The sequence below is a fragment of the Bartonella sp. DGB1 genome, from assembly GCF_041345015.1.
Lineage (GTDB): Bacteria > Pseudomonadota > Alphaproteobacteria > Rhizobiales > Rhizobiaceae > DGB1.
Genome location: NZ_CP166769.1, coordinates 1,102,373 through 1,121,047 on the forward strand (window position 1 = coordinate 1,102,373; position 18,675 = coordinate 1,121,047).

The 18,675-nt window shown below is 30.5% G+C and carries 17 protein-coding genes; 8 read left to right on the forward strand and 9 right to left on the reverse strand.

The window, feature by feature from the left end; genetic code table 11:
* Nucleotides 1-69 precede the first annotated feature (69 nt).
* Nucleotides 70-573, reverse strand: a complete 504-nt coding sequence (locus tag AB6T46_RS05575; protein ID WP_370931161.1) for a copper chaperone PCu(A)C — start codon at nt 571-573, stop codon at nt 70-72.
* A 17-nt stretch (nt 574-590) separates the two neighbouring features.
* A complete protein-coding gene (locus AB6T46_RS05580; RefSeq protein WP_370931162.1) occupies nt 591-1,478 on the reverse strand; it encodes a DnaJ C-terminal domain-containing protein in 888 nt (295 codons plus the stop codon).
* Nucleotides 1,479-1,586: 108 nt separating this feature from the next.
* On the opposite strand from AB6T46_RS05580, the gene pdxH reads away from it, so the two are divergent.
* Nucleotides 1,587-2,213, forward strand: a complete 627-nt coding sequence (pdxH, locus tag AB6T46_RS05585) for a pyridoxamine 5'-phosphate oxidase (protein WP_370931163.1) — start codon at nt 1,587-1,589, stop codon at nt 2,211-2,213.
* Nucleotides 2,214-2,240: 27 nt separating this feature from the next.
* On the opposite strand, the gene ubiA is transcribed toward pdxH, so the two are convergent.
* The gene (gene ubiA, locus AB6T46_RS05590; RefSeq protein ID WP_370931164.1) at nt 2,241-3,230 is read right to left on the reverse strand and encodes a 4-hydroxybenzoate octaprenyltransferase; all 990 of its coding nucleotides are present in this window, start codon (nt 3,228-3,230) and stop codon (nt 2,241-2,243) included.
* 63 nt (nt 3,231-3,293) lie between these two features.
* Here ubiA and purD point away from each other — a divergent pair, with 63 nt between their 5' ends.
* Nucleotides 3,294-4,577, forward strand: coding sequence for a phosphoribosylamine--glycine ligase (purD, locus tag AB6T46_RS05595; RefSeq protein WP_370931165.1), 1,284 nt, complete (start codon nt 3,294-3,296; stop codon nt 4,575-4,577).
* Here the strand turns inward: purD and AB6T46_RS05600 are convergent.
* The 6 genes from AB6T46_RS05600 to AB6T46_RS05625 all read right to left on the reverse strand — a co-directional run bounded on the left by AB6T46_RS05600 (nt 4,567) and on the right by AB6T46_RS05625 (nt 9,541).
* Nucleotides 4,567-5,979, reverse strand: coding sequence for an FAD-binding oxidoreductase (locus tag AB6T46_RS05600; protein ID WP_370931166.1), 1,413 nt, complete (start codon nt 5,977-5,979; stop codon nt 4,567-4,569). The two genes, purD and AB6T46_RS05600, sit on opposite strands and share 11 nt — an antisense overlap.
* 8 nt (nt 5,980-5,987) lie before the next feature.
* The gene (locus AB6T46_RS05605; RefSeq protein WP_370931167.1) at nt 5,988-6,953 is read right to left on the reverse strand and encodes an L-threonylcarbamoyladenylate synthase; all 966 of its coding nucleotides are present in this window, start codon (nt 6,951-6,953) and stop codon (nt 5,988-5,990) included.
* Nucleotides 6,954-7,562: a ribonuclease HII gene (locus AB6T46_RS05610; protein ID WP_370931168.1), complete on the reverse strand. Its 609-nt coding sequence runs from the start codon at nt 7,560-7,562 to the stop codon at nt 6,954-6,956.
* Between the two features lies 1 nt (nt 7,563).
* On the reverse strand, nt 7,564-8,472 hold the full coding sequence (locus AB6T46_RS05615) for a 4-(cytidine 5'-diphospho)-2-C-methyl-D-erythritol kinase (RefSeq protein WP_370931169.1): 909 nt from the start codon (nt 8,470-8,472) through the stop codon (nt 7,564-7,566).
* The gene (locus AB6T46_RS05620) at nt 8,472-8,657 is read right to left on the reverse strand and encodes a hypothetical protein (RefSeq protein WP_370931170.1); all 186 of its coding nucleotides are present in this window, start codon (nt 8,655-8,657) and stop codon (nt 8,472-8,474) included. The genes AB6T46_RS05615 and AB6T46_RS05620 overlap by 1 nt, the downstream gene beginning before the upstream one ends.
* Before the next feature lie 110 nt (nt 8,658-8,767).
* Nucleotides 8,768-9,541: a tRNA1(Val) (adenine(37)-N6)-methyltransferase gene (locus AB6T46_RS05625; protein WP_370931171.1), complete on the reverse strand. Its 774-nt coding sequence runs from the start codon at nt 9,539-9,541 to the stop codon at nt 8,768-8,770.
* 333 nt (nt 9,542-9,874) lie between these two features.
* Between AB6T46_RS05625 and AB6T46_RS05630 the strand changes: the two genes are divergently transcribed.
* Genes AB6T46_RS05630 through parE form a run of 6 tightly spaced genes read left to right on the forward strand, consistent with a single transcriptional unit; the run spans nt 9,875 to nt 18,672 of the window.
* Nucleotides 9,875-10,846, forward strand: coding sequence for a polyprenyl synthetase family protein (locus AB6T46_RS05630; protein ID WP_370931172.1), 972 nt, complete (start codon nt 9,875-9,877; stop codon nt 10,844-10,846).
* Between the two features lie 32 nt (nt 10,847-10,878).
* Complete coding sequence (locus tag AB6T46_RS05635; RefSeq protein ID WP_370931173.1) at nt 10,879-12,624, forward strand: tetratricopeptide repeat protein; 1,746 nt, start codon at nt 10,879-10,881, stop codon at nt 12,622-12,624.
* Nucleotides 12,625-12,684: 60 nt separating this feature from the next.
* Nucleotides 12,685-13,632, forward strand: a complete 948-nt coding sequence (locus AB6T46_RS05640; RefSeq protein ID WP_370931174.1) for a glycine--tRNA ligase subunit alpha — start codon at nt 12,685-12,687, stop codon at nt 13,630-13,632.
* A gap of 18 nt (nt 13,633-13,650) precedes the next feature.
* A complete protein-coding gene (glyS, locus tag AB6T46_RS05645; RefSeq protein ID WP_370931175.1) occupies nt 13,651-15,816 on the forward strand; it encodes a glycine--tRNA ligase subunit beta in 2,166 nt (721 codons plus the stop codon).
* A 45-nt stretch (nt 15,817-15,861) separates the two neighbouring features.
* Nucleotides 15,862-16,611: a lipoyl(octanoyl) transferase LipB gene (lipB, locus tag AB6T46_RS05650; protein WP_370931176.1), complete on the forward strand. Its 750-nt coding sequence runs from the start codon at nt 15,862-15,864 to the stop codon at nt 16,609-16,611.
* Between the two features lie 33 nt (nt 16,612-16,644).
* Nucleotides 16,645-18,672 (forward strand): DNA topoisomerase IV subunit B, encoded by a 2,028-nt coding sequence (gene parE, locus AB6T46_RS05655; RefSeq protein WP_370931177.1) that lies wholly within the window; start codon nt 16,645-16,647, stop codon nt 18,670-18,672.
* The last annotated feature ends 3 nt before the right edge of the window (nt 18,673-18,675 follow it).

Genomic DNA, 18,675 nt, shown 5'->3' on the forward strand with positions numbered 1-18,675 from the left:
AAAGATGCGTATTTTAAAACTTTTTATACTGTTTTGTCTAGAGGGTAATAAATAGATCTAATTACATAATTAGTGATGATGGTGATGTTTATGATTTTTATTATGTTGTCTCTTATTAGTTCTAACATCAAAATCTATAGTAACCACGCCTAAATTAGAAAATTTTAAACCAACCTTTACTTTTTCTCCAGCCTTTATATTATTGTTATTTAATTTTTCAAACATAATATGATAACTGCCTCTTTTTAAAATTACCTCTTTACCAGCTGGTATCTTTAAACCATTTTTCATATGCACCATTTTCATAGCACCATCTCTAACTACCATATTATGTATCATAACTGATTGAGCAATATCAGAAAAAGCATCAATTAAATATTCGTCTTTAGTACCTAAATTACGAATTTTCATATATCCAGCTGTCACCTTACTACTTGTTAAAGGCTCATTTATTACTGGATTACTTATCACTAGATCACCAAATTTATATTCTACATTAGGTGAATGAGCATTAGCGGTATTTATACAAAATAACAGTGCAATTAAAGCAATTAATACACGTTTTAAAAACATAATCATATCCTTTTATATCAGTTGTTGCTTAAAAAATCTTTTAGTTTTTGATCAGATTCATCTGGTAAAATTATCATTAATTTAAGATATAGATCACCAAATCCACCTTTTTTTAATTTTAATCCTTTGCCTGGTATTCTAAAAATTTTTCCTGAACTACTCCATTCAGGTATTTTTACAGACAATTTACCTGTTAAGGTACTTATCTCTTTTTTAGCTCCCAATACAGCTTCTTTCAAAGTTACGGCTAAATCCATATATAAATTTCTATTTTTAACTTCAAAAATATCATGATGCTTTATTTTAATTTTTATTAAAGCATCTCCTTTTTTACCTAAAGAATTTACTTCACCTTGTCCTTTTAGACGAATAACCTGCCCATCTTCTATATAATCAGGTAATTTTATTTTAATTTTCCTACCATTAGGAAATGTAACTTCTGTTGTATCTCTTAACATTAATTGTTCTAGAGTAATAGTAAGATTAATTTCTATATCAGTTACTTTTGGAGAGGCTGATTGATAAGTAAAATTATGGTCAGGACGTCTGTTTGTTGTAGAGCCCATCGAGGAAAATAATTCACTAAAGATATCTTCAAAACCAGCAGTAGATTGCCGAGAAAAACCATTGAATCCACCTTGATTATTACCAAAACCATAGGAAGAAAAATCTGGCGCCTTAGGCTTTCCTTCAGCGTCTATCTCACCATTATCATATTGTTGCTTTTTATTTTTATCACCTAATATTTCATAAGCAGAACTTATTTTAGCAAATCTTTCTTTTGCTTTAGGATCATCCTTATTTTGATCTGGGTGATATTTTTTAGCCAATTTACGAAAACTACTTTTAATCTCCGTAGCTGTAGCATTTCTGGATACCTCTAATACCTTGTAAAGATCTTCCATATTTTTACCTTTGACGTATAATATTATAGTAATTATTGTACTATAATACATATAGTACTATAATAGAAATAATAACTTATAAATCCGTTATAACATATAGAGTTGCATATGTCTGTTAGTTTTACACAAATAATACAAGATTTTGATAAGGCAGATTGTCCATTTAAATTGTTTAAAAATTGGCTAGAGCTTGCTAAGCAAACTGAGCCAAAAGATCATAATGCCTTTTCTTTAGCTACCGTAAACCAAGAAGGGCAACCAAATGTACGTATTTTATTACTTAAAGAATATAATCATGAATATTTTATCTTTTATACTAATTTTGAAAGTACAAAAGGGCAGGAATTATTAACAAATAAAAAGGCTGCTATGGGCTTTTATTGGAAGTCACTAGAACGACAAATAAGAATTAGAGGAATAATAGATGTCGTTTCTGACGCTAAAGCTGATTCTTATTTCGCTAGTCGACCCTATCTAAGCAAGATTGGTGCTAGAGTATCGCAGCAATCAAAAATTTTACCTTCAAGACAATATTTTGAAGATAAACTACTCAAAGAACAAAAAAAATACCCTAACGATAAGGTACCTCGCCCTGATTACTGGTCAGGTTTCTGCTTAAAACCTTTATCAATAGAATTTTGGCAAGCAGAACCCTCTAGATTACATGACCGTATAATATTTAATCGCGAGGATACAAATAGCAATCTGTGGCAAAAACATAGGCTCTACCCCTAATAAATAATCAGGGTCGAGCATCAACTTTTAAAGATAAGATGTCACTAATAAATAAATTAAACTTAGCCATAAAAATATAGCGAATAAAAAACCTATTTTAGCATTATCTTTAAATAATTTTAAACATAATTCTGGATTAGCTATATCTAATTTTATTATTTGCTGCACAAGACCAGAAGCAAAGAAAATTAACCCTATGTATGCTATTATAGGCGCATTCACATAAAATAATGCCATAGCCAAAAATATAACGGTAAAACTATATAATATAGATATAGCTAAACGGCTATTCTTTTCAAAGAACAATGCTGTTGAATATATTCCAACTTTCCTATCATCTTCAATATCTTGATAAGCATATATCGTATCATAAGCAATAACCCAACATATATTAGCTAGATAAACAAAAATAGGCGGTAAAGATAATCCTCCAGCCATAACACTCCAACCAAGCAACGCTCCCCAACTAAAACATAAACCTAAAATAACTTGTGGAAAATAAGTTATTCTTTTCATAAAAGGATAAAGAGCTACCAAAAAAACAGAAGAAAGCGCTAACCAAAAACTATAATTATTAAATTGTAAAATCACTAAAAAAGCTACTAAAAGCTGTAAAAATAAGAATATCCAAGCTGATAAACGAGATATTTGCTTTGCTGGTAATGGGCGTAACTTTGTACGATCCACCTTAGTATCCAGATTCTGATCCACTAAATCATTATAGGTACAACCCGCCCCCCTAGCAGCTATAGCACCTATCGTAAATAATATTAGATAATATAAATATTCTTTTGCTTTTATCTGAGTTGGATCAAGTTGGGCTTGATCTATAGAATATAAGAATAGCGAAAATATACAGGGTATTAATAATAATTTCCAACCTATGGAACGCTCCCATCTAGCTAGCTGTGCAAAAGGTAAAATTCTTTTAACATTCATATTATACCAAAGACTATTATCAGCATCTTTAATTTTAACCTCTGATTTTTTAGGTGTGATGTTAGTATCTCTTGCCATTATTTTCCTCGTGTTATAATATGTTAATTCACACTAGCATTAATTATTAATTTGGATATGTCTATGAATATTCTACTTATTGGTTCAGGTGGTCGAGAACATGCTTTAGCTTGGAAAATCTCTCAATCGCCATTAGTCAAAAATTTCTACGCTTTACCCGGCAGTTTAGGCATATCACATTTAGCGCAAATTATTCAAGCATCTATCACAGATATTGAGTTTATTTGTGAATTTGCTAAAAATAATCAAATTGATTTAGTCGTTATAGGTCCTGAGCAACCTTTAATAGACGGGTTAAGTGACGCGCTAACTAACAATAATATTTTAACCTTTGCTCCGTCACAAGCAGCTGCGATATTAGAAGGTTCAAAAGGTTTTACGAGAGATTTATGTTATAAATATAATATACCTAGCGCCAAATATGCAAGATTCTCATCAATAGAGAAAGCTAAAGAATATCTATCACAACAAACTATGCCAATAGTAATTAAACAAGACGGTTTAGCCGCTGGAAAAGGCGTAGTAGTGACTAATTGTAGAATCGAAGCACAGCAAACTATTGAAAAATTCTTATCTAATACAGAAAATCCTAATATAGTAATCGAAGAATGTTTAATAGGTGAAGAAGTTAGCTTTTTTTGTATATGTGATGGCGAAAAAGCGATAGCTTTCGGTAATGCACAAGACCATAAAAGATTATTCAATAATGACCAAGGTCCTAATACTGGGGGTATGGGCGCATATTCACCGGCTCCTATCTTCACCGATGAATTACAACAAGAAGTTTTAGAAAAAATTATTAACCCTACATTATTAGCTATGAAAGAAAATAATATGCCTTTTAAAGGTATTTTATATGCTGGGCTAATGTTAACTAAACAAGGGGCCAAATTAATTGAATATAATGTAAGATTAGGCGATCCTGAATGCCAGATATTAATGAGACGTTTAAAAGATGATATTATCCCTTGGTTAAAAGCTGCAGCAGAAGGAAAATTACCAGATAACAAACAGCCTAATTGGAGTGCTGAATTTGCTACTTGTATAGTAATGGCCGCAGAAGGATATCCAGAAGCACCAGTAAAAGGTGATGTAATAACCGGTATAGAGGAAGCGGAAAAAATAGAAAATATAAAATTATTCTATGCTGGGGTTAGTAAGGATGAAAACCAAAATTACATAACCGCAGGAGGAAGAGTATTAAATATTACTTCTGTAGGTAAAGACCTAAAACAAGCATTAGATACAGCTTACTATGCCGTTGATAAAATATCATTCAATAACGCTCAATGGCGTACGGATATAGGACAAAAAGGATTAGCTTTTTATAAAACTACTAAAGCTTAAATATTTTATTAGGATTCATTATATTATTAGGGTCAATTGTCTTTTTTATTGACCTCATTAATTTTAAACTAATTTTATCTTTATAACTATCCATCTCTTCACGTTTCAATTGCCCTACGCCATGTTCGGCTGAGAAACTACCTGAAAATTTATGTACTAATTGATGTATTTCTTGATTAATAAACTTCCATTTTTTAATAAATAATTCTGGATCTTCTGTAACAGAAGGCAAAATATTATAATGTAAATTTCCATCGCCTAAATGACCAAAACACATAATTCTTGCATTTGGCAATAACTTTTTAATCAAATTATCTGCTGCTATAATAAAATCTACTATTTTAGAAATAGGCAAAGAAATATCATGTTTTATAGAGGGAGATTCTTTTTTTTGCACCTCAGACATAAGATCACGTAGTTTCCAAAAAAAATTAGCTTGATTAATATTTTGAGCAATTATAGCTTCTCCAATACTATTTTTATCAACCAATATATTACAGAAATCTATTAGCTGTTGTTGCCCTTCATCACTATCAAAAGGACTAGAAACTTCCAATAAAATATACCAAGGATAAAATTGGTTAAATATCTTTGGACTATTATAATAATTATATTTTTTCAGTAACTCTAAACCAAAATGTGGCATTAATTCAAAAGCTGTTAGCATATTAGAAAAATTATGCCGAGCTTGTTGTAATATGTCTAAAGCTTGAGCTAATTCAGTGATAGCTATAAAAGCAATATTTTTTGATTTTGGTAGAGGTAGTATTTTCAAAGAAGCGGCAGTAATAATACCTAAAGTTCCTTCTGATCCAATAAAAAGATCTTTAATATCGTAACCACTATTATCTTTATATAAATTTTTCAAGTCATTAATAATAGACCCATCTGGTAAAACCACCTCTAGCCCTAAACATAATTGGCGCACCATACCATGAGCAAGCACATTACTACCACCGGCATTAGTTGCTAAAATACCACCTATTTGACTTGATCCTTGTGAAGCAAGTTTCAAAGCAAAGAAATAATTTGATGTTTGTAACTGTTGCTGTAATTTTTCTAAAATAACCCCTGCTTCCACCGTTGCGATCTGATCTAACAAATTAATAGATCTTATTTTATTTAACTTAGATAAAGATAAAATTATTGATTTTTTAATTGTATTAGGCTGTTGTCCACCTACTAAACCGGTATTTCCACCTTGAGGAGTAATTGTAACATCTTCCTCTTTTGCTAATTTTACAATTGCACTTATTTGTTGAACATTAGTAGGTTGTAAAATTAAATCTGTAGTACCATGAAATAGATTGCGTTTTTCCTGCAAAAACGGCTGCATTAACTTAGGCTCAGCAATTATAGAATGACTACCAACTATATTAACAAACTTTTCATATAAGGACATTATTCCCTCTAGTCTTTGTTAGCAGATGCTCTAATTAAACGGTCGTTAATAGCCACGCCTAAACCATAATTAGGAATAGGTTCTACAGCTATGATAGCATTATTAAGTAAGTTATCTAATTTATGTAAATAATCAAATAAATTATAAGCAGCCTCAATCAAATTACCTTCGGGGCTTAAATTTAAATAATAAGCAGCATTTTCTGAATTAATAGCTCTATCTTTTCCAAAAGCTAGCAATAATTCACCGTTATAAATCTCATTAGCATTCATTCGAATAATTTTATTAGGCGCATAATGTGATTTTAACATTCCAGGTGCTTCAATGGCCTGCGCAATATTTAAAGTTATTAATTTTTGCTGTATTTTTTGTTCAATTTGTTCAATAGCTAATCCACCAGCTCTTAGTAAATATATATTACCTGTAGCATCTATTTTTATAATAGTAGATTCCAAACCTATGTCACAAGTTCCACCATCTAAAATTAATGGCAATTTATCACCTAAATCATTATATACCGCTTGCGCCGTGGTAGCACTTAAAAACCCTGAGCTATTAGCACTAGGAGCAACCAAAGGTCGATTTAAAATCTGAGCAATTTCTGCTATAACCCCATGTGGTTTACGTAAGGCTATAGTTGATAAACCTGCAGAAGCACGAGAGCTAATAGAGCTATTTTTTTTTAAAGGTAATACTAAGGTCAGCGGCCCAGCCCAAAAATATTCAGCTAATATTTTTGCCTTGTTACAAAATACAGCATGCTGCATTGCCATCTCTAAATCAGCAACGTGAGCTATTAATGGATTAAATTTAGGTCGCCCCTTAATAGTATAAATTTTATCTATAGCTGTAGTATTATAAGAATCTGCAGCTAAACCGTAAACTGTTTCTGTTGGTAATGCGACTATGTCACCAGCAGTTAATAATTCAACAGCTTTAGTAATAGATTTTGTTGTTAATGTTTCTATAGTCATTTATAATTTTAACCGTAATGGAGCAAAAGTTAATCGATGAATACCATCTATTGCACCATAAGAATCTAATGATTGTCTATGCAATAAAGTGGCATAACCTGCGTGTTTTTTAAAAGCATAACCATGATGATAATCATCTAATCTTGACATTATATTATCTCTAGTTACTTTAGCAACTATTGAAGCTGCTGCAACCGACATAGATTTTTGATCGCCTTTAATTAAAGCTTTACCTACACAAGGAAGATTTTTTGGTATATATTTACCATCTATAATTGCACAATCCACTTTGATAGACAAAGCATTAACAGCTTTTTGCATAGCATCTAAACTAGCCTGTAAAATATTTTTTTCATCAATATATTTAGCATTAAGACTACAAATACTAATAGAGAGAGCTTTAGACAATATTTGCTGATATAAATATTGTCTCTGTTTAGCTGATATTTTTTTAGAATCTTGTAAAGGCAAATCACAGTTATATGGATCTAATACCACCGCCGAAACGACTACCGGCCCTGCTAAAGGCCCTCTCCCCACTTCATCTACACCTGCTACAAAGTTTGCCCCTTCCTTAATAAGTTCTAATTCATGTAAAAAATCCGGCATTTTAGCCTATAAAAGTTGTACTATTAACAAAATATTTTGGGTAATCTCGTTTGATTTTATCACTAATGCTACAAATGTCAATATCGCTAGAATAAATTCCAAAACAGCTAGCTCCTGAGCCTGACATAGAATAAAATAAAGCACCACTATTCTTAAGAAGATTCAAGACATTTTGGATAGATGGTTCTAATTCTAGTGCAATATCTATTAAATCATTACCATATCTACGTAAATAAGCAACCAAATTAGTTACATTAGTTAAATCATTTACCGTTGGTTCAATAATGTTAGCTGTATATTTCCTATTAGTAGTTTTAATTTCATCTGTATATTTATTAAAGACTAATTCTGTTGAAACAGCTTTTAAGTTATTTATTAATAATAATTTAAAAGCTGGAAATCTCGGTAAGACGGTTATTTTTTCACCAATACCAGTAACCCATAAATTCTTATTTTCTAAAATATTATACACACACATGGGCACATCTGCACCTAATTTACCAGCTAATTGATATATAATTTCATTAGCTAAATTTAAATTCCATAATTTATTAAGCCCTACCAAAGTAGCGGCTGCATCACTAGAACCACCTCCTATACCTGCTGATATAGGTAAATTTTTCTGTAAACAAATCAGAGTATTTCCGATATATTTTTTAGCTATAACGGCTTGTTGTTTAACTAGATTATAAGTTTTGGTAACTAAGTTATTTTCTTGATTGAGTTTAGAAGCATATTCGCCCCGGATGGAAAATCGATCAACATTTGACTTTTGCAAATATATCCTATCACCGAAATCAGCGAAACAAACCAAACTACTTAGCAAATGATATCCATCAAACCTTTTACCAGAAATAGATAAAGATAAATTAACCTTAGCTGGAGCTAATATATCAAGCTGCTTTATCATTATTCTTTAAAAAAGTGATAATGCCTAGTTTTACGATTATAAACTAATATGCCGTTTTTTACCTTTTTTCGGTGAGTTTTATCTTTAACAGAAATAGGAGCTAATAGAGCTATACTCCTATTCAATAATAAAACACAAGCTACTAATAGCAATAAAAAAGTAATTGCAAAAAAATACTCAACCATAAGACCCACCTTCATAATCAAGGATAACTTATATCTCTACAGTAAGTTCCCTTGTTCTATAAGTTCCCCATTCTTATCTATAACATATAGTTAAAAGATATTCAAAATTTTTATATATCAAATATAGATTTTTTTCCGTTAAGAAGTTCCTCTATTTCTGGTAAAAAGGACGAATCTTCATCACTATGGAGAATTAAAGCTGGTTTAATAGATAATGGTTTTTTACTAGCTTTTCTAGCTAATATTATTATTCTATTAGCATTTTGCTTTCTTTTAGAATGGATAGCCACGATATTAATATCGCCAAAATATTTCTCTAAATTGTGTAATATTTCTGCTAAACAGAAAGGTCTAGCTATCATTGCTAAATAAGCTTTAGATTTTAATATTATAGCTGCTGTTTTTATCCATTGTTCGATCATATTTTGTTGCATAACATGAGCATGTTGCTTTAATAGTCGGGGCGTTTTAGTTTCATACCAAGCATTAAATGGAGGGTTAATCAAAGCAAAATCAAAATAATTATCAATTAAACCGCTTTTTATACGCTGTTGCCCTGTAACACCAATATCAGCTTTTAATATTCTAATTCTTTCTAAAAACTCAGTATTTTGCGGTAAATTAAGGGTTTTTTCTGCTAATTCTATCATAAAAGGATCATTTTCTACTAGAGTAGCCTTAGCATTCTTACATCGACTTAATACCGCATAAGCAACAGCACCTACACCTGACCCTAAATCCACTAAATTACCAGAAAAATTACTAGATACACTAGAAGCCAACAACATAGCATCTACACCACTACGATGACCAATTTTTTTTGGTTGTAACAAGTAAAAACGACCTCGATGAAATGCATCGCAAGTAATCTCTATATTATCCATTTCTAATTCCAATTTTTAATTTATCACTATATTATCACAGACAATTAACTTAATAAGTTGATAAAATATAATATCACAAGTAATATATTTATTACCCATTCCTATAACTTAATAAGTTGATAAAATATAATATCACAAGTAATATATTTATTACCCATTCCTAATGCTAATTTTTAATTTATAACTATATTCTGGCAGATAATTAACTTATTTACTTGCTAAAGAATAAAAAAAAACCTTATAAAGTAAAAAATATGCTAAAATATTTAAGATATATAATATATTAATGAGTAACCTACGGTATTACCGTCCTTCTATAAGAAAAATAAAACTATGAATATATCAAAACTTATTAATCTTACCTATGAAGATATGAAAAAAGTTGATGCTTTTTCATTAAATAATATGCAATGTCATATACCTATGATCGATGAAATAAATGATTATTTATTTTCAGCCAATGGCAAACGTCTAAGGCCGATGCTTACTCTTGCTGCTTCTCGTTGCTGTAACTACCAAGGATCTCATCATATAACCTTAGCTACCGCTATAGAATTTTTACATACAGCTACTTTGTTACATGATGATGTAGTAGATGAAAGTGATATGCGTAGAGGTAAAAAAACAGCCCGTTTATTATGGGGAAACCAAGCAACCGTCTTAGTAGGTGATTTTTTATTAGGGCAAGCTTTCAAAATGATGGTAAACGTCGACAATATTGAAGCATTAAAACTAATATCCAATGCTTCATCTATTATCGCGCAAGGTGAAGTAATGCAGCTTGCCGCAGCTGATAATTTACATACCTCCGAAGCAGAATATATGAAAATAATTTATAATAAAACAGCGATATTATTTGCTGCTGCAACAGAAGTAGGAGCCATACTAGCCAATAAAGAAAACTACAGGGAAGCTTTTAAAAATTATGGTTTAAATTTAGGTTTAGCCTTTCAAATAATGGACGACATCTTAGACTATAAAGGTGACAGTCAAAATCTAGGAAAAAACACTGGCGATGACTTTAGAGAAGGTAAAATAACCTTACCTATAATTCTAAGCTATAAAAATGGCGACACCCAAATTAGAAGTTTTTGGGAAAAGACCTTCAACAATAACATCAAGGATACAGAATCATTACAACAAGCTTTAACTATCTTGAAAAATGGTAAAATATTAGAACAATGTAAAGAAAAAGCTATACAACATGTAATATTAGCTAAAGAATCGCTACAAATATTACCTGAAAATCCATATAAAGTTGCTTTATTAGAAACTGTTGATTTTTGCTTAAATAGAATTAAATAATTTCACCATAAATAAATATAATTGAGGCTTTTATGCAACGTATAAATATTAAATTATCAGTTTTTTTAACTATTTTTATTATTATAACCTCAATTATATTTATTTATAATAATCATATAAATAAATTTATTCTAAAAAATGTAAATATTTCTCCTAGTCGTACTGATAATTATTCTGGCTATATTTTAATAGGTCAAGTTGCAAGCTTTGAGCAGAATATCCCTACTGCTATTAACTCATTTGAACAAGCTCTTATATATCAACCAAATTCATTAGAATTAAAAAGAGATATTTTTTTAAAAAATCTATTAAGTAACAATTTTGAACAAGCTTTAAAATTAGCAACAGATTTGATAAATGATCCTGAAGTAGGTACTTGGGCAAAATTAGCTCTAACTTTACAAGCTATCAAAACCCATGATTATGATAAAGCTTCAAAATATATAAATTTTTCTGATAATCTGTCTCCTATGGAACAAGAAATACAAAAAACCGTCGAGAGCTGGCTTATTTTCGCCAAAGATGGTTATGATAAAGCTATAGCGAGGCTTTTTGCTAAACCAGTAGAAGAATGGAATAAATTTATTATTTATAATCAAGCATTTTACATGGCACAATTAAGCAATAGAACTGAAGATATAATAAAATATTATCAAAAAATAACTAAAAACAAAGATCCTGTTACTACTAATAGTTATCTTAGATCTGTTAGTAATTACATCTTGTTATTGTCTTTACAAAAAAAACACAAGCAAGCAATAAATTTTTTAGGCAAAGTTCCTGATATTGAAGGAAATTTATTATATACGGCGCTTTATACCACTATAGCTAAACAAGATGAAATTCCTCTATTAGTTACTAATAGCACAGAAGCCTTAAGTGAATTTTTTGTTACTTTGGTAGATATTTTGGAAAAATTAAATATTAGATTATTACCATCTATTTATAATAGTTTTAGCCTTGGACTTAACCACAAAAATTCCTTATCATTATTATATAATGGCACAATGATAAGATATTTAGATACACAAAAATCCATATTTTATTTTAATCAAATAACTAAACAAGATCTATATTATGTAGATGCTCAATTAGAGAAAGCTTATAGTTTATCTTTACTAAAAGAATATGATAATGCACTGCAAGTTTTAAATACTCTAGAAAAAGATTATCCTTTCTTACGAGATTTATTAATCTTAAAAGCTAAAATATATATAGAACAACAAAATTATGATAAAGCTTTAGATACATTAACTTCTTATTTAACTAATGTAAAAAAAATATCCACTGAAGATTGGCAATTATATTATCTAACCGCTTTAAGCTATAAACATTTAAAAAATAACATAGCTATGCGAGAAAATTATGAAAAAGCTATTAAGTTATTTCCATCAGATCCGTTACTGCTAGCAGATTACGCTTTAGCTTTATTACAAACAGAGCCAAAACAATATAAAAAAGCATTAACTATGGCAAAGAAAGCTTATAATTTACAATCAGAAAATGGTGCAATAGTAGATACTTTAGGCTGGATATATTATAATATGAAAGATTATAAAAATGCGCAAAAATATCTAGAAGAAGCATTAGTAATCTTACCGAGAAATGCCACTGCTCAAGATCATTTAGGTGACCTATATTGGGCAATAAATAAAAAATTATCTGCTTTATACCAATGGAAGCAAGCTAAAAAACTTGACATATCAGACGAATTGAAAGATTCACTTACGCAAAAAATTAACAATGCACAAAAAGATTTACAATTAAACCAAAATTAAAAATATCCCTTGTTAATTAATTAAAAGTACTTTAATCTAAAGAAAAAATATGAGTATTGTATGTCTAATATCACCAATCTTAACCCTAAAAAATCCTTTCAAGATCTAATATTAACATTGCAAAATTACTGGGCAATGCAAGGATGTGCTATATTACAACCATATGATATGGAAGTAGGAGCCGGTACTTTCCATCCAGCTACCACTCTCAGAGCTCTTGGTTCCAAGCCCTGGAATGCTGCTTATGTACAACCGTGTAGACGACCTACAGACGGTAGATATGGCAAAAACCCTAATCGTTTACAACATTATTATCAATTTCAAGTTATCTTAAAACCATCACCGCCTAATTTACAAGAACTGTATCTTGGCTCCTTAAAAGCAATCGGCTTAGATTTTGCTGTACATGATATCAGATTTGTAGAAGATAACTGGGAAAGCCCTACCCTAGGTGCCTGGGGACTTGGTTGGGAATGCTGGTGTGATGGAATGGAAATATCTCAATTTACTTATTTTCAGCAAGTATGCGGTATTGAATGTACTCCTGTAGCCGGCGAACTTACCTATGGCTTAGAAAGATTAGCAATGTATCTTCAAGGTGTAAATAATGTTTATGAATTAAATTACAATGGTCGCACAGATGAGAATCGACTTAGTTACGGCGATATCTTTCTACAAGCTGAAGAAGAATTTTCACTTTATAATTTCGAATTAGCAAATATAGAAACTCTATTTTCTTTATTTAATCAAGCTGAAGAAGAATGTTTAAATATTTTAAAACTAGGTCAAAATTCGACAGAAATGGATGAACATAAATGTGTCTTACCTGCTTATGACCAATGTATAAAAGCAAGTCATATTTTTAATTTACTGCAAGCACGAGGCGCTATATCTGTTACACAGCGTCAAAGCTATATTTTAAAAATTAGAGACTTAGCACGAAAATGCGGTGAGGCTTTTTTACAAACTAAAGCTGGTGGTTTTAAAAAAAATATTAATATTAACTAACCAAATAAAGGAACTTAAATGTCAGATCTGCTCGTTGAACTCTATAGTGAAGAAATCCCGGCTTCTCTACAGCAAGATGCGGCTTGTCAATTACAAAAAAAATTGACAGATTCTTTAGTAGAACATGGCTTATCCTATCAAACTGCGCAAATTTTTTATACTCCACGTCGTCTGACATTATTTATTCATAATCTTTCTAATCATACTGCTAAGCGTATAGAAGAAAAAAAAGGCCCCTCAACCAAAGCTCCTAAATCAGCGATTGATGGTTTTATCCGTTCTAATGGTTTACAATCTATTGAAGAAGCTACTATAAAAACTGACCCTAAAAAAGGCAGCTATTATTGTGCTACAATTACCTATCCATCTCAACCAGCAAAAGAAATAATTGCACAAATATTACCTGAAATTATTAAAAATTTTTCTTGGGGCAAATCAATGCGCTGGGGCTCTAATTCTATATCACTAAATTCATTAAAATGGATTAGACCATTGCGATCTATTTTATGTATCTTAAGTGATAATGACCAGTCAGAGATAGTTAACTTTAAAGTTGAAGATATAGCCTCAGATAATCTTACTTACGGCCACCCGTTTTTGGGTCAATCTCAAGCAATTGCTGTCAATAATTTTGAAGAATATCAAGATAATTTAGCTAAACAAAAAGTAATTTTAGATGTAAATCAGCGTAAAAATATTATTATTACTGACGCCAAAAATATTGCTTTTGCTAAACAATTAAAAATTGTTGAAGATCAAAATTTATTAGATGAAATAGCAGGATTAGTAGAATATCCAGTTGTCTTTTTAGGAGAATTTGATCCTAAATTTTTAACCATGCCGGCTGAAATTACTAGATTAACAATAAAAGTTCATCAAAAATCCTTTGTTACCTATCAAGGTGATGATATTAATAATTTATCTAACCATTTTATTATTGTAGCAAATATTTTACCCACCGATAAAGGTGAAAAAATTATAACAGGTAATAGCAAAGTAGTTAATGCCCGTCTATCAGATGCATTATATTTTTGGCAAAAAGATCAAGAGCCTTTAACCAATATTGAAAATTCAACCATAATTGCAGAAAGATTTAATTTAGATCTTAGCAAACCCCTAGATCAACGATTAGCCAAATTAATCTCATTAAATGTTATCTTTCACTCTTCATTAGGCACATTAGGTGATAGAATTTTACGCATAATAAAAATGTCCTCTTATATAGCTCCATTACTAGATGCTGATAAAAACTTAGTTGTAAGAGCTGCTATTTTATGCAAAGCAGATCTACAAACTGAAATTGTAGGAGAATTCCCTGAGTTACAAGGTATAATGGGTGGTAAATATGCTAAACTACAAGGCGAAACAGATGCAGTAGCTTCCGCTATTAGTGATCATTATCGTCCTCAGGGTCCAAATGATTATGTACCTACTTCTGCTGTAACTGCAAGTTTATCATTGGCTGATAAAATAGATATTTTATGTAGTTTTTGGTTAATAAATGAAAAACCAACCGGTTCACGTGATCCATTTGCTCTAAGACGTGCAGCATTAGGAGTTATTAGAATATTATTAACTCAAAAGAAATATATTAACTTACTCCCTATCTTACGTCATTCCTTATCAAATATAGCAAAAGATCTTCAATTAACTAAAGCTCCAGATATTGAAAAAACCGCAGATGATTTATTAAAATTCATTCAAGAACGTTTTAAAATTATTTTACTAAGTGAAGGTAAAAAAATAGATCTAATAGATGCTTTAATGCTCAAAGAGAATGATGATCTATATTTAATAGCAGGTCGAATAGATGAATTAGCAAAATGGTTAATAAATAATCCAAACGTAAAAAATTCTCTCTATCGAATCTATAATATATTAAATGAACAAAAATTATCCAATGATTTAACCTTACCTAATATTGATAATTTTACTCATAATGCAGAAAAAGAATTATATAATAAGTTATTAGAGGTCACAAAAAGAATAAATAATTTAAATAAATATGATCATTTATTAATATTAGAAGCTTTAGCTGACTTATCTCCTGCTATTGATAATTTTTTTGAAAATATCTTCATTAATGATCCAAACCCGACCATAAAAAATAATCGTGTTATTTTATTACAATATATTTGGAATATTGCAAAAAGCGTAGCTGATTTTTCTAAAATTATAAAATAACTGAATTATACTAAGATAAGTTAATTTAACTAATTATGGTACATTATGTCACATCTTATTGCTACTAAACGAACTAATCTTATTGATACTAAAGAGCTATCTGGTTTTTTTCCAAAGACTAATAATACGATAGAATGGAAAATTTCTGATCAATTAGTTGATTACCACGAAGCTGTCGAAATAATGGAAGAAAGAGTCTTATCTATACAACAAGGAAAAGCTTGTGAACTTATCTGGCTTTTAGAACATCCACCATTATATAGTGCTGGTACCAGCGCTAAAAATGATGACCTATTATTAAAAGATAAATTTCCAGTATATTATTCTGGACGCGGCGGTGAATTTACTTATCATGGACCTGGTCAACGAATTGTATATATATTATTAGATCTAAAAAACAGACAAACAGATATTAGATTATTCATCGCTTATTTAGAAAAATGGATAATTAATAGTCTAGCCGATTTTAATATAAAGGGTGAAACAAGAGAAGATAGAGTTGGTGTGTGGGTTACTCGCACTGATAAACCACCTTTAGCTAATAATAAAGTTAGAGAAGATAAAATAGCGGCTATAGGAGTTAGAGTAAAAAAATGGGTTACTATGCATGGTTTTGCTATTAATATTAATCCTAATTTAAGTCACTATACAGGTATTATTCCTTGTGGTATATCTGAATATGGTATAACCTCTTTTGAAGATTTAGGTTATCTTACTGATTTAAATGATGTTGATTTATCACTTAAAAAAAACTTTATCCGTCTTTTTACGCATAAAAATAACCTTATAATATAATATATTTATTCTGACGCTATAAGAGGTAACATTTTGAAAAAAAAATCTACAACGTCTAATGATAAGATTGATTTATTTTCATGCCTTGTTAACGAACATGAAAATAAGAAAACAACAGCTGTAAAAACAGACAAATCAGATAATGACTATAATGCCTCATCAATTAAAATATTAGAGGGTTTAGAGCCTGTTCGCTTGCGCCCTGGTATGTATATCGGCGGTACGGATAAAAAAGCACTGCATCATTTATTTGCAGAAGTGATTGACAATGCAATGGATGAAGCAATCGCAGGTCATGCCTCTAAAATATCCGTAACATTAAATGCTGATGGCTCATTAACAGTATCAGATAACGGTAGAGGTATCCCTATTGAGCCCCATCCTCAGATGCCTAATATTTCTACATTAGAAGTAATTATGACTAAATTACATGCTGGAGGTAAATTTGAAGGAAATGCCTATGAAACCTCTGGAGGTCTACATGGGGTTGGTATTTCTGTAGTTAATGCTTTATCAGATTTTCTTACTATAGAAGTAGCGAGAAATAAAAAATTATATCGACAAAATTATTCACGTGGTATTCCACAAACACCATTAGAAGAAATATCTACTACTAAAAACAAAGGGACTTCTATTACCTTCCATCCAGATAGTCAAATATTTGGCTCTCAGAAATTTGACCCTCATTTACTCTTTGAAATGTCGCGCTCGAAAGCTTATCTATTTGGTGGTATAGAAATTACTTGGCAAGATAACTTTTCACAACCAGATGACAAATCTCCTCCGACTAAAGAAGTTTTTCTATTTTCTGGTGGTTTAAAAGATTATCTACTTACAAGAATAAATCCACAAAAACAAATTACCAAAGATATATTTGCTGGTAAAATAGGCAAACCTGGTAAACATGGTTATCTAGAGTGGGCTATATCATGGCAAATAGATGATTCTTTTATTAATTCTTATTGTAATACGGTTCCTACCCGTGAAGGAGGAACACATGAATCTGGGCTACGTTTAGCGCTAACTAAAGGATTAAAAGCATACGGCGAGTTTATTGGTAAAAAAAGAGCAAATAATATCACAACCGAAGATATTTTATCTTCAATAAATGTATTATTATCTGTTTTTGTCAGAGAGCCGGAATTCGTTGGTCAAACAAAAGATCGTTTAGCTACTGTAGAAGCACAAAAGCTAGTAGAAAATTCTTTAAGAGATCCTTTTGATCATTGGCTAGCTCAATCACCTACCGAAGCGAATAAACTGTTAGATTGGATATTAGAACGAGTAGATGAAAGACTTAAAAGACGTCAAGAAAGAGAAGTTAATAGAAAAACAGCGACAAAAAAATTAAGACTTCCTGGCAAATTAGCTGATTGCGTACAATCTGCTACTGAAGGAGCTGAAATATTCATAGTAGAAGGTGATTCTGCAGGAGGATCAGCAAAACAAGCAAGAAATAGAGCTTTTCAAGCCGTTTTACCATTAAGAGGAAAAATTCTTAACGTAGCTAGTGCTAGCCGAGAAAAGCTGTTACATAATCAACAAATACAAGACCTCTTACAAGCGATTGGTGTTCAAACTGGTAGCAAATATCGTGAAGAGGATCTTAGATATGATAAAATTATAATTATGACCGATGCAGATGTAGACGGTGCACATATTGCCTCATTGTTAATTACCTTTTTTTATCAAGAAATTCCTCAAGTTATTGAACATGGTCATTTATATTTAGCTGTACCACCTTTATTTAGATTAAATCAAGGCGGAAAAATTTTCTATGCTCGTGATGAAGAACAAAAACAAGAAATTATTAAAAATATTTTTAAAGGACGTGGAAAAATTGAAATAAATCGCTTTAAAGGCTTAGGTGAAATGAGAGCAGATCAATTGAAACAAACTACCATGGCACCAGAAAATAGAAATTTATTAAAAATCGTAATAGCTGAAAATGATAAAGAAATCACCAAACAAACAATAGATAATTTAATGGGCACTAAACCAGAAACAAGATTTAAATTTATTCAAGAAAATGCAGCATTTGCAAATAACATTGACATCTAATAG